Below are 19841 nucleotides of genomic sequence, written 5' to 3'. Positions count from 1 at the left end.
AACGCAAGGAAACTTTCACCATGGCAGGCAACTCGCGGCGCCAGGGCGCGATCCGCAAGACGGGCACCAAGAAGGGCGCCGTCGTCGGCTCGGGCGGTCAGCGCCGCAAGGCCCTCGAGGGCAAGGGCCCGACCCCGAAGGCGGAGGACCGCCCCGGGCACAAGGCCTACCGCTCGGCCAACGCCGCGACGAAGCGCGACCAGGCGCGGCAGAAGAAGGCCGACAAGCCGGAGCTGATCGCCGGGCGCAACCCGGTGGTCGAGGCGCTGCGCGCGGGTGTCCCGGCGACGGCGTTGTACGTCGCGCTGAACATCGAGATCGACGACCGCGTGAACGACGCCGTCCGGCTGGCCGGCGACAAGGGCATCTCGATCCTGGAGATCCCGCGCGAGGAGCTGGACCGCAAGACGAACCGGGCCGTGCACCAGGGCCTGGGCCTGCAGGTCCCGCCGTTCGAGTATGCCCACCCGGACGACCTGATGGCGGCGGCCCGCGACTCGGGTGAGATCCCGCTGTTCGTCGCGCTCGACGGCGTCACCGACCCGCGGAACCTGGGCGCGGTGATCCGCTCGGCGGCCGCGTTCGGCGCCCACGGCGTGCTGCTGCCGGAGCGGCGCAGCGCGGGCATGACGGCGGTGGCGTGGCGGACGAGCGCCGGCACGGCGGCGAAGCTGCCGATCGCGGTGGCGACCAACCTCACCCGCCAGCTCAAGGCGTGGGCGAACGACGGCCTGATGCTGGTCGGCCTGGACGCGGACGGTTCGGTGGACATCGACGAGCTCGCGCTGGCGGCGGACCCGCTGGTGATCGTGCTGGGCTCGGAGGGCCGCGGCCTGTCCCGCCTGGTCCGCGAGACGTGCGACGCGACGGTGTCGATCCCGATGGCGGCGGGCGTGGAGTCGCTCAACGCATCGGTGGCGGCGGGCGTGCTGCTGGCCGAGGTGGCGCGACGGCGTCGTGTCGCCGGTCGGGTCTGACACGACCACCCAGTCGGGTTAAGGTCACCGTCGGATAACTCGAGGGGACCCGATGTCGTTCGTTTCGCCACTGTTCCTGTGGTACTTCATGCCGGCGGTGCTCATCGCCGTGCTGGTGTGCCCGCGGACGTGGCGAAACGGCATCGTCGCGACCGCCAGCCTGCTGTTCTACACGATCGGCGCGGGCGCGTTCGTGTTCCTGCTGCTCGGCTGCATGATCGTCAACTTCCTGGCCGGCCCCCTGCTGGCACCGAACCCGTTCGACCTCAACGGCGCGCGCCGGCGCAAGATCCTGATCGCGGTGGTGTCGCTCGACGTCACGGTGCTGCTGATCTGGAAGTACGCGGGGTTCGCAACCCAGCAGATCGCGGCGGTGGCGCACTGGTTCGGCGGAAGCGTGCCGGTGGCGAGCCTGGTGGTGCCGATCGGCATCTCGTTCTACACGTTCCACCACATTTCGTACGTGGTGGACATCTACCGCGGCGAGCGTCAGGCGCTACGGAACCCGGTGTCGTTCGCGGCGTACATCGCGATGTTCCCGCAACTGGTGGCCGGCCCGATCGTCCGTTATCGAGAGATCGCCGACCAGCTCCCCCAGCTGCGGTCTCATCGCCTCGACGACCTGGCGGCAGGCTTCCCGAGGTTCGCACTGGGCCTGTGCAAGAAGACGATCATCGCCGACTCGCTGAGCCCCCTGGTCGAGGCGTGCTTCAAGGTGCCGCCCGACCAGATGACGTTCGCAACGGCTTGGTTAGGCGCGATCGGCTACACGCTCCAGCTGTTCTTCGATTTTTCGGGCTATTCGGACATGGCAATCGGCCTGGGCCGCATGCTGGGCTTCAGGCTGCCGGAGAACTTCGCCCGCCCGTACTCAGCGGTGACGATCACGGAGTTCTGGCGCCGCTGGCACATGAGCCTGAGTCGTTGGTTCCGCGACTACGTGTACATCCCCCTGGGCGGCAACAGGAACGGAGCGGCCCAGACATACCGCAACCTGTGCATAGTGTTCGTGTTGACGGGCTTCTGGCACGGAGCGCAGTGGACATTCCTGATCTGGGGCTGCTACCACGGAGCGCTCTTGGTGATCGAGCGCCGCTTCGGCCTGGACCTGGACCCAGCAGTGCGCTGGAAGCGCTACCTACGCAGGGCACTGACCATGCTCCTGGTGGTATTCGGCTGGGTGTTCTTCAGATCAGCAGACCTGGGCCACGCACTATCAATGATCGGCCACATGCTGATCCCGGATTTCGACGGCCTGGGAGCGGGCGTAGCAGAGGCATTCACAAACCAGAGGCTGGTATTGCTACTGGCAGCGTTGGCGGTATTCCTCCTACCAGCCCACCCGGTAACAGGCCCACTGCTGGAGTCGAGCCGAAGCAAGCCGGCAACAGCCCTGCGCATAGGCGTGATGACGGTAGGCCTGCTGTACGCGGCAATCCTGATCGCAACAGGAACATTCAGCCCCTTCTTGTACTACCAGTTCTAAAAGCCGAGCGAGCAAACCAAACACAGGCCATCAACCACACCACCCCACCGAACCGATACGCAGCGACTTCAGCGGCCGTCACACCGGGTCAAGGCACGCTTTCCCGCCTTGACGCGGTGTGACGGCCGTTGAACAATCAAGCGTTCGGGTCGATGGGGTTACTCAGGCAACAAGCCGAAGCCAACCCTCAGCAAGAACAGCATGCCCAGCCGGAGTCGGATGAATCCCATCCTCAGACCACCGCTCCGCCTCCCCCAGCTCGGCGAAAGTCCGATCCGCGGCAAGAAGATGCGCGCCGTACTCATCAGCCAACTCCCGAACCACCTGGATCTTCACGTCCAAGTCAGCACGCCACTCCTCCCGCACAGCCTCATCGATGACCACAACCCGTTCTTCCCCACCCACATGAAGCACCCGCTCGACAACTCCCTTGACCGGCAGCAGAAAAGGTTCGACCAGGATCGCCTCGACCCCCGCCGAGGCGAGCGGCGCCAAAAGCCGCTCATACCCGGCTGAGAACTCCTCCACGGGAATCGCCCGCCCCCGAGGATCCAGCGTGTGCCACCCCATGTCATTCACCCCCACAAGGATCGAAACGACATCCGGCCGCACCTCGAGCACATCCCGCCGCCACCGAGCCTCGAGATCCATCACCTTGTCACCAGCATGCCCGGCATTCACCCACCGCACCGGCCGATCCGGATGCTCGAAGCACCACGAACCAGCGACCAGCAGCGGATACCCACACCGCTCCTCACCCGGCGGACGCCAAAGATCAGTGATCGAATCGCCCGCGAACAGGACCGTGCTCCCAGCCTTCAGCTTGATCGTCATGTGCCGAGCGTCGCGCCGCGGACTGGCAGGGAACGCACACGCGGCTGGTGCCGACCTGGCACCATGATCGGCGACCAGTCAGAAAGGCAGCGCATGACCGAGCCGACCGACCTCGCCAAGGTGCCGGGCGTGATCCCCTACGTCGACCACCACGTCGGTCCCCGGCGGCTGCTCGCCGTCGAAATCCCCCACCTCGGCCACACCGTCCGCGCCTACTTCCCGATCGCCAGCATCGACGGACGGCAGTACGTCGTCTCCTGGGGGTCCGTCTCCTTCGAGATCCCCGCCGACCGGAACGTGCACGTCAGCGTGCACCTGCAGACCAACAGCGGGCACGACCACACCATCACCCCGTTCGCCTCGACCATCCTGCCGCCGCATCCCGCGCCGATGCGGCTGGTCGCCCAGTTCGCGCCCAGCCAAGGCCCGCAAGGCGCGCTCGTTCCCATTGGCTGACTCCGTGCTCGCAACGCGATACCTCTTCCTCACCCGCCACGGCGAGGCGGGGCCCGACGGCACGCTCACCGAAGCCGGGCAGCGCCAGGCCGTCCTCCTCGGGCGGCGCCTGCGCGACGTCCCCGTCACCGCCGTCCACCACGGGCCGCTCCCGCGCGCGACCGGGACCGCGCGGCTGATCGCCGCCCAGCTGCCCGGGGTCGCGGTCCACGAAGACGACGCCGCGGGCGACTTCGTCCCGTACCTGCCGAGGCGCGAGGAGCTGCCCGAGACGTCCGGCGACCTCCTGCTCGCCTTCGCCCGGCAGCACCCGCCGGCGGACGAAGAGCTCGCCGCCGAGGCCGAGCGCCGGTTCACCGGGCCCGTGCCCGGCACCGAGACTCGGTTCGAAGTGCTCGTGACGCACAACTTCCTCGTCGGCTGGCTCGTGAGCGCCTCGCAGGACGCGCCGCGGTGGCGGTGGCTCGCGCTCAACCACGCCAACGCCGGATTGACCGTCATCCGCTACTCGCCGAACCGGCCGGCCGCGCTGCTGACCTACAACGACCTGAGCCACCTTCCCGCCGAACTGCGCTGGACCGGCTTCCCACCCGACTTCTACGTTCCGTAATCGGTGAACGCGGAGCGTCGCCGCCGAGGAAAAGGCGCTCGCCCTAATGGCCGAACCTGTCAGGATGGCCGGATGAGTCCCGTTCCCTCGCCCACGTCCGTTCGGCTGAGTGACTACCTCGCGGCCGACTCCGTCGTCGATCACGGGCAGCCCACGATCCGCGAGCGAGCCGAGACCCTGGCGTCCGCGGGCGAAGATCCTTTCGAGCGCGCGAAAGCCGCCTTCCTCTTCGTCCGGGACGAGATCGAGCACGTGATCGACGCGCGGGATCCGCGCATCACCTGGCGGGCGTCGGACGTTCTGCGCGAGCGCGTCGGGATCTGTCACGCGAAAGCGCACTTGCTCGCGGCTTTGCTGCGCGCACAAGGGATCCCGGCCGGGTTCTGCTACCAGGAGCTCTCCGCGCTGCACGGGCTGAATGCCGTGTACCTGCACGGCAAGTGGTCACGTCTCGACGCCCGCGGCAACCGGACGGGTGCCCGCGGGGAGTTTTCGCTCGACGAGGAGAAACTGGCCCTGGCCGGTGGACACCGCACGCGGCGAACGCGATCACCCGGAGATCCATCCGGCGCCCGCACCGGTCGTCGTGGATTTCCTGATGACGGCCGAACCCGGCCCGCGCTGGTACGAAAACGGTCTCCCGGCGGCACTTTGACCCAGGTTTTCCGTGATTTTCGGAAAACTCGGCAAGCCGGTTAATTATTGCCGAGAGTGACGTCTGTCCGTCAGCCTTGTCCCCCGAACTTCTTATTTCGCACGTCCCGTCAGGCGCGTAAAGTGACTCCCCGCGCTCGAACAGACACTTTACGCATTCGTCCGTTCGGGTGGTTCGAGGGAGGTGAAGCAAGTGGCCGCGGAGGGCGGATCCCGCCGCCGTACCCCACTGCAGGAGATCTTCTGGACCAGGACGAGCTTGCTCCTCACGGTGCTCGTCGTCGTCGCCGGCCTCAGCCTGTGGCTCGCCGGCCTGATGGACCCCGGCACCGGGAAGAACCTGGTGACGTCGCTGGGCACCGGCACCCTGATCTCCGCGATCGTGGGGTTCGGCACCACGCTGATCACCGCCAGCGCCTCGCAGAAGGCGCTGGTGACCCCGGTGATCGAGGAAAGCAGGCGCGCGCTGGAGGACCTGAGCTCCGAATACCGCGCGCTGAACAAGGAGTTCTTCCCCACCGACGTGTTCGAGGCGACCACCGACCCCGATCCCGCGTTCAACCGAGCGCTGATGGCCGACCTCGACGCGACCCGGCAGTACTTCTTCCGCGGCTTCTCCGGCCGGCACGCGGCCGCGCGCCTGTTGCTGTCCCGCACGGAACGCGAACTTCGGGCCGTCATCGCCGATCCGCGTGACGCCAGCGCGATCAGCGGGCGCGCCCGCTACCTGCTGCGCCGCGAAGCCGGCGACGTCGACTCCGAACAGATCCAGACCCGGCTCGACGAAGAGATCCGGATCGGGCTCGCCGGCCTCTTCCTGGCCCGCAGCCGCTGCGCGCAGGTCGACATCACCGTGGTCGCCGACCCGCCGCTGGACCGGCTCGAGATGTTCGACGACAGCGTGTGGGTGTCGCTCTACAGCGACGTCCGCGGCGCCACGAAGCTGTACCCGCGGACCCTGAGGTTCACCGAAGGTTCCTTCCTCTACAACATGGAGCGCGCCGAGTTCGTGCGCGTCTCGCAGTCCCGGACCGGCCGCCACTTCCGCATCACGTCCGCCACGACGCGGACGGATTTCCTGGCGCTGTTCGAAAAGATCACCGGATCACCCTTGTCCGAGGAGCAGTTCCACGAGCTGGAAAGCAAGTTCCACGCCTTCCGCGCGGAGTTCTCCGAAGTCGCCGAGCTAGGGAGCTGACCTTGCTCACCCGCCTGTCCCCCCTGTCCGAACTGGCCATGCGCCTGCGTGCGGCCGAGTTCCCCCTCGCCGCCGGCTGGCGCGCGGTCGACGGCTGGTTCCGGCCGTGGGCCGCCCAGCCCGGCCTGCGCGACGAGCTGCGCGAGCAACTCCGCACGTTGACCACCGCGCAGGCCGCGAAAGTGCTGCGCTCGTCCCGGGAAACGACCACGCACTTCGCCTGGTGCCTGCTCGATTCGCCGGCCGACCCGTTTTCCTTCTGGCTGCACGAATACAAGGCGCAGGAGGACTGGCGGGAGGGCTACGCGGATTCCGTGCACAACCACAGGTACCACTTCTGCACCACCATTCTCCGCGGTGACTACCTGCACGAAAGGTACGAGACGACGCTCGACCCCGGCACCGGGCTGATCGCGTCCGTGCGGCGGCGCAGACGGACGTTGTGCCAGGCCGGGTCCTGCGCCCGCATGCTGGCCGACGAATTCCACCGGATCCCCCAAGCGGCCGAAGGGACGATGACGTTCCTCGTGAAATCACGTCCGGTGAGCAGTTTCAGCCTTTCTTTCGATCCCGCCACGGGAATCGGCCATCGTCACGTTCCGGCAGAGGTCCGATTGGGGGAATTGGCCGAACGCATCTAGCTACACACCGGCGTCAGCGGCGCTTACCATTACTCCACCCGTCTGCACACCACGGCCGGGATCGGAGAGGTGTATGCGCACGCAGGAAAGCACGATCGACCATGTCATCGTCGACGCCGTCGAAAACCGGGTTCACCGGCTATGCCGCCGCTATGCCGAACGGCTGCAGTTCCACGGCTGGCACCACGTGAGCTTCGTCCGCGCGAAGGCGGCCGGTTTCGCGGAGCACAACGGCGCCGACCGCGCCGTCGTCGAGGTCGCGGCGCTGGTGCACGACGTCAACTACCTGGTGCTCCGCAACTCGCCCGCGGCGGCGGGCCGGAGCCTGCGGCTGGAGATCCTCGCGGAGTGCGAGGTCCCGTCGCGAGTGGCGCACTGGATCGACGAAATCGTCGACGAAGCCGAAATGGCCACCCGCGGCCGCGACATTTCGCTGGAGGCGCAGGCCCTGAGCGACGCGGACACGCTGTTCAAGGCACTGCCGGTGACGCCGGTGGTGCTCGCGCACCGGTACCTGCGCGAGAACGGCCTGAGCCTGCGCGAGCTGGCGAACAAGATCGTCGGCGAGCAGTGCGACGTCCACGACGAGGGGTACTACTTCTACAACCCCGACGCGGCGGCGACGTACTCGCGCTGGGCGATGGCGAACCTCCAGCTGTGGCAGTGCATCAAGGAGGCGGTCGACGACCCGACGGTCGCGGAGCTGCTGGACGCCGTCCACGCCGTCGACGCGCTGGCGTCCTGATGTGGGCCGTCATCGGCGTCTGGGACATCGCGCCGGAGAAGCTCGACGAGCTGCGGGCGCAGGTGCCGCTGATGGCGTCGAGCAAGGTCGGCACGCCGGGCTTCCTGCACGGGACCTGGACGCTCGACGGCCACATGGTGCAGGTGTACGCCGACGAGGCGAACGCGCGCCGCTACCACGAAGCCATGCTGGCCCAGGGAGCGACCGAGCAGCCCGGCGTCCGGTGCGTCGTCTGGGCCGTGGCCGAAGTCGGCGCGGAGTCCGGGCACTAACCCTGGCCGTAGCCGCGCAGCCGGTCGACGACCTTGGCCACCTCGGGTGGCGGCAGCAGGCTCGGCCGGCCGGCGCTCTGCGCGAGCAGCCACACCCGGCAGGCCCACTCGAGCTGCTGGGCCCGGTGGTAGGCGGCCTCGAGGCCGTCGCCGTAGGTGAGGGTGCCGTGGTTGGCCATCAGGCAGCCGCGGCGCCCCTCCAACGCCTCGAGGACGGCCGCCGCGAGCTCGGGCGTGCCGTAGGTGGCGTAGCGCGCGACGCGCACGGACGGGCCGATCGTGGCGATGATGTAGTGGATCGGCGGGACCTCGCGCACGAGGGTCGACACGGCGGTGGCGTGCGGCGCGTGCGTGTGGACGACGGCGGTGACGGGCTCCCGGTCGGGATCGCGCACGTCCCAGTAGACCGACAGGTGCACCGGCAGCTCGCTGGTCGGCTTGAGCGAGCCGTCGACGACCTGGCCCCCGAGGTCGACGACGGCCACGTCGGCCGGGGTCATGCTCGAGTAGGGAACGCCGGTCGGGGTGACGGCGACGAAGTCCCCGGCCCGCACGGAGACGTTCCCGGAGGTGCCGACGACCAGGCCGTCCCCGACCATCCGGCGCGCGTAGGCGCAGACGGCGGCCCGCTCGGTCTCGAGGATCATGCGCGGGTCCCGTCTCGTGGGTGATCAAGCAGCTGCCATGCAGACTGCCAGCCACCCACGAGCTTCGGCCACCTCCCCGGCCGGGGGATATGTGTGAGTTTGGCCCGGCGCCTCCCGAAGATCCGGGAGGCGCCGGCGTCTGGGGGAAGGTCAGGCTTTCGCCGGGGCAGCGGGCGGAGCAGCCTTCACCGGAGCGGCGGGAGCCTTCGCGACGGGGGCGGGAGCCGGCTTCCGGTCGCCGTTCGCGCCGGCCGGGGCCTCGTCGACCGGGGCCAGCAACCGCATGGCCTCCTGGACCGCCACGTCCGTCGCCGCGATCCGCTCGGCGACCTTCGTGCGCAGGTCCAGCGCCAGCTTGCGGTTCTGGTCCGCCGTCGCCTGCTGGGCCTTCGCCGACGCGAGCGCCGCCTCGGTCTCCTGCTTCTTCCGGGCGTTCTCCTCGTCGAAGTTCTTCTTCCGCGCGGCGAGCTCCGCCGCCGCGACGCGGTCCGCCTCCGCACGCGCCTCCGCCGCCGCCGCTTCGGCCTTCGCGTCCGCTTCCTTGCGCGACCGCTCGGCCGCCGCGGCCAGCTCGACCCTCTTCGCGCCCGCCGCCGCGTTCAGCTTCTCGATCTCGCCCTTCGCCTCGGACCGCAGGCGCGCGCGCTCCTCTTCCGCGTCCTTCGCCAGCTTGTCGGCCGTGCGGCGGGTCTCGTGCGCGTACTTGTCCGCCTGGTCGCGGGTCGACGCCGCGTCCGCCTCCGCCGCCGCGCGCAGGTCGGCGATCTCCTCCTCGGCCAGCTGCATCATCATCCGGACGCGCTCGGCCATGGCGCCGGCGCCGGACGGGCTCGAGCTCATCCTGGCCAGGGCGGCCTTCGTCTCGGCCAGCTCCTTCTGCGCGTACGCGAGGGCCTTCGAGAGGTCCGACGACGTCGCGACGGCTTCGTCGCGGCTGCGGGACGTCTCGCGCAGGTCCTTGCTCAGGCCGGCGAGGTGTTCGTCGACCTGGCGCTGGTTGTAGCCGCGGACACCGACGGCGAACTGGGCGGTCTTCGGGGTGGAGCGGGGCTTCTCAGGCGCGACCATCGGGCCACCTTAATGAGCAAGGGACCTTCAGGACGTACCGCCAAACGGATGCATCACGAATTTGGGAACCCCCGGTGACGCATGGCATCCTGACCGGTGTTGACCAGCGGTTGACGCGAGGAGGCCACTTTGGACACACAGGCCGTCCTCGCGGACATCGGCGAGCACTGGCACGTCTACGCCACCATGCCGCTCATCGCCGCGCTGATCGGCTACCTCACCAAGCGCGTCGCCATCGAGATGATGTTCCGGCCCCTCGAGTTCCGCGGCATCAGGCCGTTCCTCGGCTGGCAGGGCGTGATCCCGGCGAACGCGCGGCGGATGGCCACCACCGCCGTCGATCTGCTGACCCGCAACCTCGTCGACCCGCAGGAGATCTTCGCCCGGCTCGATCCGGAGGAAATGCTCAAAGAGCTCGAAGCGCCCCTGCTCAAGGCCGTCGAAGACGTCACCCGCGAGGTCATGGAGACCTACCAGCCACGGCTGTGGGAACTGCTGCCGGCGCGGGCGCAGCGGCTGCTCGTCGACCAGGTCCGCGCGCAGGCACCCGAAGTCGTCAAGCGGCTGCTGCGGGAGGTCTCGACCAACATCGACGACGTCCTCGACGTCAACGACATGCTCATCGGCGCGATGGTCCGCGACAAGTCGCTGACGTGCCGGCTGATCCGCGAGGTCGCCGCGCCCGAGTTCAAGTTCATCGCGCGCTCGGGCATCTGGTTCGGGTTCGTGATCGGGCTCGTCCAGTTCGTCGCCTGGGCGCTGACGAAGGAGCCGCTGATCATGCCGATCTTCGGTTTCGTCACGGGCTTCGTCACGGACTGGCTCGCCCTCAAGATGATCTTCTACCCGCGTGAACCCCGCGGCTTCGGGTTCTTCCGCTGGCAGGGCATGTTCCAGAAGCGCCGTCAGGAGGTCGCCGCCGACTACGGCGCGCTGATCGCCGACGAGGTGCTCACCGTGCGGAACGTCATGGAGGCCGTGCTGACCGGGCCGCGCGCGGACAAGCTGTTCGCGCTGGTCACCCGCGAGGTGCAGCGGACGATCGACGCGCAGGCGAGCATCGCCAAGCCACTGGTCGCGCTCACCATGGGCGGCCGCGAGTACCAGGAGATGAAGCGCGCGGCGGCCGAGAAGGCCATCGCCTACCTCCCCGAAACGGTGAAGCACGTCGAGAGCTACGCCACCGGCGCGCTCGACGTCCGCAACACGATCGTCGACAAGATGCAGCAGCTGACGCCGCTCGAGTTCGAAGGCATCCTGCGGCCGGCCTTCAAGCAGGACGAATGGAAGCTCATCGCCGTCGGCGCGGTCATCGGCGGGCTGGTGGGTGAACTCCAGGTGCTGCTCCTGCTGCACTGATCAAGTGCCGATAGCGTGCGCGAGTGGACTTCAGCTCGCACTGGCAGGTGTACGTCACCATGCCGTTCATCGCGGCGCTGATCGGGTACGTCACCAAGCGCGTCGCCATCGAGATGATGTTCCGGCCGCTCGAGTTCACCGGGATCAAGCCGTTCCTCGGCTGGCAGGGCGTGCTGCCGGCGAACGCCGAGCGGATGGCGGCGACGGCCACCGAGGTGCTGACGACCAACCTCGTCGACCCCAAGGAGATCTTCGCGCGGCTCGACCCGGAGCAGGTCGCGAAGGAGATCGAGCAGCCGCTGCTGCGGGTCGTCGAGGACGTCACCCGCGAGGTGATGGAGACCTACCAGCCGCGGCTGTGGGAAGTGCTGCCGAACGGAGCGCAGCAGCTTCTGCTCAAGCGCGTCCAGGCCGAGGCGCCGAAGGCGATCACCAAGATCATGCGGGAGATCGCCGGCAACATCGAGGACGTCCTCGACCTGCAGCACATGGTCGTGACGAACCTGGTCCGCGACAAGGCGCTGCTCAACCGGCTGATCCGCGACATCTCCCGGCCCGAGATGCGGTTCATCGCCCGCTCGGGCATCGGGTTCGGCTTCATCCTCGGCTGCGTGCAGCTGGTGGTGTGGGCGCTGACGAGGTCGCCGGTCGTGCTGCCGCTGTTCGGCCTCGGCATCGGCTGGCTCACCGACTGGCTGGCGCTGAAGATGATCTTCCTGCCGCGGGAGCCCCGCCGGTTCTTCGGGGTCTACACCTGGCAGGGCATCTTCCAGAAGCGCCGTGACCAGGTCGCCGCCGACTACGGCGACATGATCGCCCGCGAGATCATCACCATCCCGAACCTGCTGGAAGCGGTGCTGCGCGGGCCGAAGTCCGACCGGCTGTTCGCGATGATCACGCGTGAGGTGCAGAAGACGATCGACGCGCAGGCGAGCGTCGTCAAGCCGTTCGTCGCCATCGCCGTCGGGACGCGGAAGTTCCAGGAGATGAAGCAGACGGCGGCGGCGAAGGCCGCGGAGCGCGTCCCGGAAACGATTCGGTACGCCGAGAACTACGCGATCAACGCGCTCGACGTGCGGAACACGATCGTCGACCGGATGAAGAAGCTGAGCGCGCTGGAGTTCGAGCAGCTGCTGCGGCCGGCGTTCCGGCAGGACGAGTGGAAGCTCATCGCCGTCGGCGCGGTGATCGGCGGGCTGGTCGGAGAACTGCAGGTGCTCGCCCTGCTCGGGTAGCCGGTACGGTTTCGCTCTCGGGTGTGCGAGGGAGGTCGGGGTGGACGCTGTCCTGCACGACCTCGCCCTGCACTGGCCGCTCTACGCGGCGATGCCGTTCGTCGCGGCGCTGATCGGGTACGTCACCAAGCGCGTCGCGATCGAGATGATGTTCCGGCCGCTGGACTTCCTCGGGATCCCGCCGCTGCTCGGCTGGCAGGGCGTCGTCCCGAAGCACGGCGGGCGGATGGCGGCGGTGGCGACCGAGCTGCTGACCGCGAACCTGCTGGACCTGCGCGAGGTCTTCGGCCGGATCGACCCGGTGATCATCACGAGCGAGCTGGAGCAGCCGTTGCTGCGCGCGGTCGACCACATCGCGCGCGAGGTGCTCGCCGAGCACCACCCGCGGCTGTGGGAGGTCATGCCGACGCTGGCCCAGGAGATGCTGATCAAGCAGGTCCAGGCGTCGGCGCCGCGGCTGGTCCGGGAGTTCCTCGACGACGTCCGGGAGAACCTCGACGAGGTCCTCGACGTCCAGCACATGACGGTCCAGCGCCTGACCCGCGACAAGGCGCTGCTGGTCCGGCTGATCCGCGAGACGTCCCGGCCGGAGATGGCGTTCATCGCGCGGATGGGCATCTACTTCGGCTTCGGGCTCGGCCTGGTGCAGACGATCGTGTGGGCGTTCACGCGCGAGCCGTGGGTGCTCCCGGCGTTCGGCGGCGTGATCGGGCTGTGCACGGACTGGCTGGCGATCAAGCTGATCTTCGTCCCCCGCGAGCCGGTCCGCGTGGGGCGCGTGATCTTCCAGGGCAAGTTCCAGCGCCGGCGCGCGGAGGTGGCGCGGCAGTACGGCGAGCTGATCGCGAACGAGGTCCTCACGGTCCAGAACCTCCTGGACGCGGTGCTGCGGGGCCCGCGCGCCGACCGCCTCGCCGCGATGGTGGAGCAGATGGTGTCGTCGGCGGTGGACAGGCAGATGCCGCTGTCGTTCGCGGTGGGCGGCACGCGGCTGAAGGAGATGAAGCACGCGGCGGCGGTGAAGGCACTGGAACAGCTGCCGGACACGGCCCGGTACGCCGAGGGCTACCTGACCGAGGCGATGGACGTCGCGAAGATGATCGAGCAGCGCATGCTGGCGTTGACACCGTTGGAGTTCGAAGGGCTGCTACGGCCGGCGTTCCGCCAGGACGAGTGGAAGCTGATCGCGGTCGGCGGGGTGATCGGGTTCCTGGTCGGGGAGCTGCAGGTCCTGCTGATGCTGGGTTAGGCCGCCGCGACGAGCGCCGGCTCCACCGCGCTCACCCGCGTCCGCCTGTCCCGCTGCCAGGCGATGATCCGGCAGACCACGTAGATCAGGAACGAAATCGCCGTCACGAACGCGCTCACCGGCAGCCCGGGGGCCAGCGACAGCACGATCCCGCCGATCGCCGACACCTCGGCGAAGACCACGGACAGCACCGTCGCCTTCCACGGTGACGCCGTCACGCGAGCCGCGGCGGCCGCGGGCGTCACCATCAAGGCGACGACCAAGAGTGACCCGACCACCTTCACGCTCAACGCCGTCGAGACGCCCACCAGCAGCGCGAACACCACCGTCAGCGTCTTCACCGGGACCCCGCGCGCGACAGCCACGTTCCGGTCCACCGAAGCGAACAACAGCGGCCGGTAGACCACCGCCAGCACCGCCAGCACCACCACCGACGACACCACGAACAACGTCAGGTTCGTCGAGTCGATCGTGATGATCTGGCCGGTGAGGATGCCGAACTTGTTCCCGGACCGTCCTTTGTAGAACGACAGGAACAGCACACCCATACCCAGCCCGAACGACAGGATCACGCCGATCACCGAGTCGCGGTCGGCGTCACGCGCGCCGAGGATGCCCAGCAGCAGGGCCGCGACCACCGCGCCGATCAGCGCGCCGTACTCGACGCCGATGCCCAGCAGCAGGGCCGCCGCGCCGCCGGTGAACGCCAGCTCGGACGTCCCGTGCACCGCGAACGACATCCGCCGCATCACGATCAGCGGGCCCAGCACCCCCGCCACCAGGCCGAGGATCGCCGCCGCGAGCAGCGCCGTCTGGACGCCGTCGAGCTCGGTGATCAGCTCCCAGGTCTTGCCGAAGTCGAACAGATCCAAGACTCAGCCCACTTGCTCTTCGACGTCGTGTTCGTGGTGGTGCGGCTCTTCCTCGCACAACGCGCTCTGCGCGCCGGCGATGTGGATCTGCCCGCCCACCTTGAGCACCTCGACGCGGGTGCCGTACAGCTCCGACAGCGTCTCGGTGGTCATGACCTCGTCCGGCTTGCCGATCCGGAACGAGCCGTTGACCAGGTACAACACCCGGTCCACGAACGGCAGCACCGGGTTGATCTCGTGCGTCACGAACAGCACCGCGGTGCCGGCCGTGCGCCGCCGCGAGTCGATCAGCTCGCTGATCGCGCGCTGGTGCGCCAGGTCCAGTGACAGCAGCGGCTCGTCGCAGAGCAGCACCTCGGGGTCGCCGACCAGGGCCTGCGCCACCCGCAGCCGCTGCTGCTCGCCGCCGGAGAGGCGTCCGACCGGCTGCTTCGCGTACCTCGTCGCCCCCACCGCTTCGATGGCTTCGGAAACTCGACGACGACGCGCGGCCATGCCGAAAAGGCCGGGGCCCCAGCGGTGACCGTCGAGGCCCAGCCCGACCAGGTCGACGCCGCGCAGCGTCAGCGACTCGTCGATCGCGCGCTGCTGCGGGATGTAGCCGACCTTGCGGTTCGCGCCGCCCGGGCGGCCGCCGGCGATCTCGACCGCGCCCGCCGACAGGCCCTGCATGCCGAGCAGCGCCTTGAGCAGGCTGCTCTTGCCGGAGCCGTTGGGGCCGAGCACGGCGAGGAACTCCCCCGGCTCGACGACGAGGTCCAGCCCCGACCAGAGGGTCCGGGGGCCGAACGCGAGTCCCGCACCGCGGACCCGGACCGCGGGGCGTACGTCGTCGGAGACGGAAACAGGAGTCATGCCTACTTCAACGCTCCTGCCAGCGCTTCGACTTCCCCGGTCATCCAGCCAATGTAGTCCGTCACACCTTGCGGCAGCGTCTCGGTCACGTCGACGACGCCGATCCCGGCGGCCTTCGCCTGGCCGACGACGTCCTGGGTCAGCGGGGTCACCGTCTGGGCGTTGTTGATCAGCGCCTTGACCTGCTTGGTGGCGATGAGCTGCTTGTATTCGCTGACCGCGCCGGCCGGGACGTCGGTGTCGTTCTCCACGGCGTCCGAGAAGGCCTTCGGCGTCGCGTCCGTCAGCTTCGCGCTCTCGAGCAGGTAGTGCGCCACCGGCTCGGTGACGACGACCTTCGCGCCCGGGTGCGCCGCGCCGAACTCGCCGAGGCGCTTCTCCAGCGCGTCGACCTTCGCCTTGAACGCCGTCGCGTTGTCGGTGAACGCCTGCTTCGACGCGGGCTGCAGCTCCCCGAGCTGGGCCGCGACCTGGTCGGCGACCTTGTCGACGCCCGGCAGGTCGTACCAGACGTGCTCGTTCTCGTCGCCGGTCGCGGCGATGTCGTAGGCGACGAGCTTCTTCGCGTCGCCGGCTTGAGCGGTGAGCTTGTCGAAGAACTCGTCGTAGCCGCCGCCGTTGGACAGCAGCAGCTTCGCGTCCTTCGCCGCCAGCGCGTCGTCAGCCGTCGTCTCGTAGGAGTGCGGGTCGGCCGAGGGGTCGTGGATGATCGACTTGACCTCGATCTTGTCGCCGCCGACCGCGCTCGCGACGCTGCCCCAGACGTCCGTCGAAGCGACGACCTTGATCTTGTCGGACCCGCCGGACTGCCCGCCGCCGTCGGAACCGGATGTTCCCCCGGAGCACCCGGCCAGGGCGAGGACGGACAGAGCCGAAGCGGCGGCGAACACGCTCCTGGTGCGGCGGGAACTCATGCGAGGACTCCTGGGTTGAACGCTGAAACGCTAATGGAAACCGTTGTCAGATTCACCTTACCCCATCCGGATGACTTCCTGGCCATCCGATCGCGTTTTGGTGTATGCGTCTTCGTGCATGCGGATCGAGACATCGACCACCCGGGGTGTCTCTTCATGAATTCGATCTGAACCGTTACGGTTTGCTGATGGGACGTCCTATTCGCACCCGGAGGCAGGCGACACTGGCGTCGCTCGCGGCGGAGCTCGGTGTGTCCAGGACCACGGTGTCCAACGCCTACAACCGGCCTGACCAGCTGTCCCCGGAACTGCGCCGCCGCGTCCTCGAGACCGCCCGGCGCCTCGGCTACCCCGGTCCCGACCCCGTCGCCCGCTCGCTGCGCACCCGCCGGGCCGGCGCCGTCGGGCTGCTGCTCACCGAGAACCTCTCCTACGCCTTCCGCGACCCCGCCGCCGTCGGCGTGCTCGAAGGACTGGCCCTGGCCTGCGAAGACGCCAGCGTCGGCCTGCACCTGGTGCCGGCCAGCCCGGGCCGGGAAGACGTCGCCGCGGTGCACCGCGCGGGCGTCGACGGCTTCGTCGTCTACTCCGTGCCGGACGACGACCCGCACCTGGCCGCCGTGCTGGAACGGCCGGTGCCGACGGTGATCATCGACCAGCCGAGCATCGAGGGCATCGACCGTGTCGGCCCGGACGACGCGGCGGCGGTCGGCAAGATCGCCGAGCACCTGGTGTCCCTCGGCCACCGCCAGGTCGGCGTCATCTGCATGCGGCTGGCCCGCGAGCGCAACGACGACTTCGTCTCCCCGGCGCGCCAGAGCGGCGCGCACTTCCACGTCCAGCGCACCCGGCTCGAGGCCCTCGCCGTGGCGTTCTCGGCGGCCGGCGTCGACTGGGCGGGCGTCCCGGTGGTCGAGCGGTTCGACCACACGGTGGACGACGGCGCGTCCGCCGCCCGCCAGCTGCTGGACGCGTATCCGCAGATCACGGCGGTGATCTGCACCTCGGACATCCTCGCGCTCGGCGCCATGGCCGAGGCCGAGCGGCGGGGGCTGCGGGTGCCGCAGGACCTGACCGTCACCGGCTTCGACGGCATCGCCGAGGCCGAGCGGATCGGGCTCACCACGGTCCACCAGCCGGTGCTGGAAAAGGGCAAGACGGCCGGACGGCTGCTGCTCAGCTCGGGCGAGCGAAGCGCCCCGAAGGTGATCACGCTGCCGACCGAGCTGCGCGTCGGGCGCACATCGGCACCCCCTAGAACGGTCGAGGAGCCCTGGTTCGGGGGCTGACCCGTGACATAGCTCGTAGTGCATTGCTCGAACGGGTACTCACCAGGTCAAATGAAGTGGTACGCCCGCGCCGCGGGGCCACTGGCCGGAAGGTGACCGATGACCTCGATCGACGTTCTGCTCAAGCGCAACCAGGAACTCGGCGAAGTGACGCCGGGCGACCGCTCGTCGGCCAAGCCGTCGCTGCAGGTGGCCATCCTCACCTGCATGGACGCCCGGATCCGGGTGTTCGAGCTGTTCGGCCTGCTCCAGGGCGAGTCACACGTCCTGCGCAACGCGGGCGGCGTGGTGACCGACGACATGATCCGCTCGCTGGCCCTTTCGCAGCGCAAGCTGGGCACCCGCGAGGTCCTGATCGTCCAGCACACCGAGTGCGGCCTCTCGACGGTCACCGAGGACGACTTCAAGGACGAGCTCGAGGAAGCGACCGGGTTGCGCCCGACCTGGGCGGTCGAGGCGTTCCGCAACGTGGAGAACAGCGTCCGGACGTCGGTGGAGCGGGTCCGGCGCAGCGCGTACCTGCCGCACACGGAGAACGTCCGCGGGTTCGTCTACGACGTGAAGACCGGGAAGCTCACCGAGGTCAAGTAGGCGTTGCGCGTCCTCTTCTCGGCGCTCGCGTCGGCCGGCCACACCTACCCGATGATCCCGCTCGCGGTCGCGGCGCGGGACGCCGGGCATGAGGTGCACTTCGCCGCCGGCGAGCACGTCCACGCGCCGCTGGACCGGCTCGGGCTCAGCCCGTTCCGGCCCGCGGACTCGTTTTACGAGATCTACGCCGAAGACCTCGAGCCGGACCTGAAGCGGCTGCGGCCTGATCTCGTCGTGCACGGGTGGGGCGTCCCGGAGGTGGCCGTCGCCGCGCGGCGCGCCGGGATCCCCGCCCTGTGGCACGGGTTCGGCAGGCTGTTCCCCGAAGGGATCGGACTCGAACGCCCGGCCGGCGGGACGCACCTGGACATCTGCCCGCCCTCTCTGCAGGACAAGGACTTCCTCGCGACGGCCGAGCGGATCACCCTGCGGCCGGTGCCCTTCGCCGAGCCAGGCGACTTCCGGCGCCCTCTGATCTACCTGACGCTCGGCACCGCGTTCGGCACCCCGGAAGTGCTCGAGACGGCGATCGAGGGGCTGGCCGCGCTCGGCACGCGCGTCGTGGTGGCCACCGGCGGGGTGACCCTCGGGCCGCAGCCGGCCCACGTGACGGCCCGGGCCTGGGTACCGCAGGCGGCGGCGATCTCGCAGGCGGACCTCGTCGTGCACCACGGCGGCAGCGGCACCACCCTCGGTGCGCTCGCCGCCGGCGTCCCGCAGCTGGTCCTGCCCCAAGGCGCCGACCAGTTCGCGAACGCCGACGCGCTCGTCGCCGCCGGTGCCGCGCTGCGGCTCCTGCCCGGCGAGCTGACCGCGGACGCCGTCGCTGAACAGGCCAGGAAGACCTCCTCCTGCCGCGACGCGGCCCGCGCCCTCGCCGCGGAGATCGCGGAAATGCCGTCGCCGGGCGAGGTCGCTCGCGCGCTGCCGAAGCACGCGAAGTAGCCTCCCGGCGTGGCTGTGGACGCTGACGTACTGCTCGACTGGTTCTCCGCGCACGGCCGGGACCTGCCCTGGCGCGAGCCGGACTGCTCGGCCTGGGGCGTGCTGGTCAGCGAAATCATGCTGCAGCAGACGCCGGTCGCGCGGGTACAGCCGATCTGGCACGAGTGGATGGCGCGCTGGCCGGTTCCGTCGGCGCTGGCCGCGTCGTCGCAGGGGGAGGTCGTGCGGGCCTGGGGCAAGCTCGGTTACCCGCGGCGCGCGCTGCGGCTCCACGAAGCCGCCGGGGTGATCGCGCGGGACCACGGCGACGTCGTTCCGTCCGATGTGGACACCCTGCTCGCGCTGCCCGGGATCGGGGCCTACACCGCCCGCGCCGTCGCCGCGTTCGCCTACGGGCGGCGGGCGCCGGTCGTCGACACGAACGTGCGGCGGGTCGTCGCGCGGGCCGTGCACGGGGCCGGGGACGCCGGTCCCGCGTCGAACACCCGGGACATGAACGACGTCGAGGCGCTGCTGCCGGCCGACGACGCGCCCGCCGCTCGCTTCAGTGCGGCGATCATGGAGCTCGGCGCGCTGATCTGCACCGCGCGAAGCCCGCGGTGCGCCGATTGCCCGGTTTATGACGAATGCGCGTGGCAGCTCGCCGGCCGCCCGGAGTACGCGGGCCCGGCCAAGCCCGTGCAGAAGTTCGCCGGCACCGACCGTCAGGTCCGCGGGCTGCTGCTGGACGTCCTGCGCGGTTCCGAGGGCCCGGTGGAGAAGGCCCGGCTCGACCTGGTGTGGCACGACGGCGGCCAGCGTGACCGCTGCCTGGACTCCCTGCTCGCCGACGGCCTGCTCGAACAGACCCGCGACGGGCTCTTCGCACTACCGGGCGAACACTAACGCGCTACAACAAAAGTTGGTCAATAGTTGTCATCGGCGCGATGCGGAGCTACCTTTTC

At 69.3% G+C, this 19841-nt stretch carries 22 protein-coding genes; 16 read left to right on the top strand and 6 right to left on the bottom strand.

Going from position 1 to position 19841, the window contains the following annotated elements; all coding sequences use genetic code 11:
• Positions 1-20: 20 nt before the first annotated feature.
• Together rlmB and ACZ7OU_RS09885 are read left to right on the top strand one after the other, a co-directional pair.
• A complete protein-coding gene (gene rlmB, locus ACZ7OU_RS09890; RefSeq protein WP_470242331.1) occupies positions 21-977 on the top strand; it encodes a 23S rRNA (guanosine(2251)-2'-O)-methyltransferase RlmB in 957 nt (318 codons plus the stop codon).
• Between the two features lie 52 nt (positions 978-1029).
• Entirely contained in the window at positions 1030-2463 is a 1434-nt protein-coding gene (locus ACZ7OU_RS09885; protein WP_470254810.1) for an MBOAT family O-acyltransferase, read from the top strand.
• Between the two features lie 162 nt (positions 2464-2625).
• Here the strand turns inward: ACZ7OU_RS09885 and ACZ7OU_RS09880 are convergent, their stop codons facing one another.
• Complete coding sequence (locus ACZ7OU_RS09880) at positions 2626-3297, bottom strand: SGNH/GDSL hydrolase family protein (RefSeq protein WP_470254809.1); 672 nt, start codon at positions 3295-3297, stop codon at positions 2626-2628.
• A gap of 93 nt (positions 3298-3390) precedes the next feature.
• Here ACZ7OU_RS09880 and ACZ7OU_RS09875 point away from each other — a divergent pair, with 93 nt between their 5' ends.
• From ACZ7OU_RS09875 to ACZ7OU_RS09845, 7 genes are all read left to right on the top strand, one after another.
• Positions 3391-3753, top strand: a complete 363-nt coding sequence (locus ACZ7OU_RS09875; RefSeq protein ID WP_470254808.1) for a hypothetical protein — start codon at positions 3391-3393, stop codon at positions 3751-3753.
• Between the two features lie 4 nt (positions 3754-3757).
• Positions 3758-4363, top strand: a complete 606-nt coding sequence (locus tag ACZ7OU_RS09870; RefSeq protein WP_470254807.1) for a histidine phosphatase family protein — start codon at positions 3758-3760, stop codon at positions 4361-4363.
• Positions 4364-4435: 72 nt separating this feature from the next.
• A complete protein-coding gene (locus tag ACZ7OU_RS09865; RefSeq protein WP_470254806.1) occupies positions 4436-5062 on the top strand; it encodes a transglutaminase-like domain-containing protein in 627 nt (208 codons plus the stop codon).
• A 139-nt stretch (positions 5063-5201) separates the two neighbouring features.
• Positions 5202-6215, top strand: coding sequence for a hypothetical protein (locus tag ACZ7OU_RS09860; protein WP_470254805.1), 1014 nt, complete (start codon positions 5202-5204; stop codon positions 6213-6215).
• Between the two features lie 2 nt (positions 6216-6217).
• Positions 6218-6856, top strand: coding sequence for a hypothetical protein (locus ACZ7OU_RS09855; RefSeq protein WP_470242338.1), 639 nt, complete (start codon positions 6218-6220; stop codon positions 6854-6856).
• A gap of 73 nt (positions 6857-6929) precedes the next feature.
• Complete coding sequence (locus ACZ7OU_RS09850) at positions 6930-7601, top strand: HD domain-containing protein (RefSeq protein WP_470242339.1); 672 nt, start codon at positions 6930-6932, stop codon at positions 7599-7601.
• Complete coding sequence (locus ACZ7OU_RS09845) at positions 7601-7873, top strand: hypothetical protein (protein ID WP_470254804.1); 273 nt, start codon at positions 7601-7603, stop codon at positions 7871-7873. Before ACZ7OU_RS09850 ends, ACZ7OU_RS09845 begins: the two co-directional genes overlap by 1 nt.
• Here ACZ7OU_RS09845 and ACZ7OU_RS09840 read toward each other — a convergent pair.
• Together ACZ7OU_RS09840 and ACZ7OU_RS09835 are read right to left on the bottom strand one after the other, a co-directional pair.
• On the bottom strand, positions 7870-8520 hold the full coding sequence (locus ACZ7OU_RS09840; RefSeq protein ID WP_470242341.1) for a class II aldolase/adducin family protein: 651 nt from the start codon (positions 8518-8520) through the stop codon (positions 7870-7872). The genes ACZ7OU_RS09845 and ACZ7OU_RS09840 overlap by 4 nt on opposite strands.
• A 150-nt stretch (positions 8521-8670) precedes the next feature.
• Positions 8671-9588: a coiled-coil domain-containing protein gene (locus ACZ7OU_RS09835; RefSeq protein WP_470254803.1), complete on the bottom strand. Its 918-nt coding sequence runs from the start codon at positions 9586-9588 to the stop codon at positions 8671-8673.
• 129 nt (positions 9589-9717) lie between these two features.
• Between ACZ7OU_RS09835 and ACZ7OU_RS09830 the strand changes: the two genes are divergently transcribed.
• The 3 genes from ACZ7OU_RS09830 to ACZ7OU_RS09820 are packed head-to-tail and all read left to right on the top strand — an operon-like array spanning position 9718 to position 13431.
• Positions 9718-10947, top strand: coding sequence for a DUF445 domain-containing protein (locus ACZ7OU_RS09830; protein WP_470254802.1), 1230 nt, complete (start codon positions 9718-9720; stop codon positions 10945-10947).
• 59 nt (positions 10948-11006) lie between these two features.
• A complete protein-coding gene (locus tag ACZ7OU_RS09825; RefSeq protein ID WP_470255909.1) occupies positions 11007-12182 on the top strand; it encodes a DUF445 domain-containing protein in 1176 nt (391 codons plus the stop codon).
• Between the two features lie 40 nt (positions 12183-12222).
• The gene (locus ACZ7OU_RS09820) at positions 12223-13431 is read left to right on the top strand and encodes a DUF445 domain-containing protein (RefSeq protein WP_470242344.1); all 1209 of its coding nucleotides are present in this window, start codon (positions 12223-12225) and stop codon (positions 13429-13431) included.
• Here ACZ7OU_RS09820 and ACZ7OU_RS09815 read toward each other — a convergent pair.
• From ACZ7OU_RS09815 to ACZ7OU_RS09805, 3 genes are read right to left on the bottom strand one after another with little or no spacing between them, the layout of a single operon-like run.
• On the bottom strand, positions 13428-14303 hold the full coding sequence (locus ACZ7OU_RS09815) for a metal ABC transporter permease (RefSeq protein ID WP_470242345.1): 876 nt from the start codon (positions 14301-14303) through the stop codon (positions 13428-13430). The genes ACZ7OU_RS09820 and ACZ7OU_RS09815 overlap by 4 nt on opposite strands.
• Positions 14304-14306: 3 nt before the next feature.
• On the bottom strand, positions 14307-15158 hold the full coding sequence (locus ACZ7OU_RS09810) for a metal ABC transporter ATP-binding protein (protein WP_470254801.1): 852 nt from the start codon (positions 15156-15158) through the stop codon (positions 14307-14309).
• A gap of 2 nt (positions 15159-15160) precedes the next feature.
• The gene (locus tag ACZ7OU_RS09805) at positions 15161-16072 is read right to left on the bottom strand and encodes a metal ABC transporter solute-binding protein, Zn/Mn family (protein WP_470254800.1); all 912 of its coding nucleotides are present in this window, start codon (positions 16070-16072) and stop codon (positions 15161-15163) included.
• Positions 16073-16260: 188 nt separating this feature from the next.
• Between ACZ7OU_RS09805 and ACZ7OU_RS09800 the strand changes: the two genes are divergently transcribed.
• The 4 genes from ACZ7OU_RS09800 (at position 16261) to ACZ7OU_RS09785 (ending at position 19782) form a co-directional block, all read left to right on the top strand.
• Positions 16261-17361, top strand: coding sequence for a LacI family DNA-binding transcriptional regulator (locus tag ACZ7OU_RS09800; RefSeq protein ID WP_470242348.1), 1101 nt, complete (start codon positions 16261-16263; stop codon positions 17359-17361).
• Positions 17362-17460: 99 nt separating this feature from the next.
• A complete protein-coding gene (locus tag ACZ7OU_RS09795) occupies positions 17461-17952 on the top strand; it encodes a beta-class carbonic anhydrase (RefSeq protein ID WP_364609734.1) in 492 nt (163 codons plus the stop codon).
• A 3-nt stretch (positions 17953-17955) separates the two neighbouring features.
• Complete coding sequence (locus ACZ7OU_RS09790) at positions 17956-18897, top strand: glycosyltransferase (protein WP_470254799.1); 942 nt, start codon at positions 17956-17958, stop codon at positions 18895-18897.
• A gap of 9 nt (positions 18898-18906) precedes the next feature.
• A complete protein-coding gene (locus ACZ7OU_RS09785) occupies positions 18907-19782 on the top strand; it encodes an HhH-GPD family protein (protein ID WP_470254798.1) in 876 nt (291 codons plus the stop codon).
• Positions 19783-19841 lie beyond the last annotated feature (59 nt).

Source organism: Amycolatopsis sp. NPDC114505 (assembly GCF_055633615.1).
Note: the sequence above shows the minus strand (reverse complement) of the source record. Positions and strands in the feature narration are given on the sequence as shown.

Coding starts and splice junctions, on each gene's coding strand:
- rlmB (WP_470242331.1), top strand. CDS start 21: ATGGCAGGCAACTCGCGGCGCCAGGGCGCGATCCGCAAGACGGGCACC.
- ACZ7OU_RS09885 (WP_470254810.1), top strand. CDS start 1,030: ATGTCGTTCGTTTCGCCACTGTTCCTGTGGTACTTCATGCCGGCGGTG.
- ACZ7OU_RS09880 (WP_470254809.1), bottom strand. CDS start 3,297: ATGACGATCAAGCTGAAGGCTGGGAGCACGGTCCTGTTCGCGGGCGAT.
- ACZ7OU_RS09875 (WP_470254808.1), top strand. CDS start 3,391: ATGACCGAGCCGACCGACCTCGCCAAGGTGCCGGGCGTGATCCCCTAC.
- ACZ7OU_RS09865 (WP_470254806.1), top strand. CDS start 4,436: ATGAGTCCCGTTCCCTCGCCCACGTCCGTTCGGCTGAGTGACTACCTC.
- ACZ7OU_RS09850 (WP_470242339.1), top strand. CDS start 6,930: ATGCGCACGCAGGAAAGCACGATCGACCATGTCATCGTCGACGCCGTC.
- ACZ7OU_RS09845 (WP_470254804.1), top strand. CDS start 7,601: ATGTGGGCCGTCATCGGCGTCTGGGACATCGCGCCGGAGAAGCTCGAC.
- ACZ7OU_RS09840 (WP_470242341.1), bottom strand. CDS start 8,520: ATGATCCTCGAGACCGAGCGGGCCGCCGTCTGCGCCTACGCGCGCCGG.
- ACZ7OU_RS09835 (WP_470254803.1), bottom strand. CDS start 9,588: ATGGTCGCGCCTGAGAAGCCCCGCTCCACCCCGAAGACCGCCCAGTTC.
- ACZ7OU_RS09825 (WP_470255909.1), top strand. CDS start 11,007: ATGCCGTTCATCGCGGCGCTGATCGGGTACGTCACCAAGCGCGTCGCC.
- ACZ7OU_RS09810 (WP_470254801.1), bottom strand. CDS start 15,158: ATGACTCCTGTTTCCGTCTCCGACGACGTACGCCCCGCGGTCCGGGTC.
- ACZ7OU_RS09805 (WP_470254800.1), bottom strand. CDS start 16,072: ATGAGTTCCCGCCGCACCAGGAGCGTGTTCGCCGCCGCTTCGGCTCTG.
- ACZ7OU_RS09800 (WP_470242348.1), top strand. CDS start 16,261: ATGGGACGTCCTATTCGCACCCGGAGGCAGGCGACACTGGCGTCGCTC.
- ACZ7OU_RS09795 (WP_364609734.1), top strand. CDS start 17,461: ATGACCTCGATCGACGTTCTGCTCAAGCGCAACCAGGAACTCGGCGAA.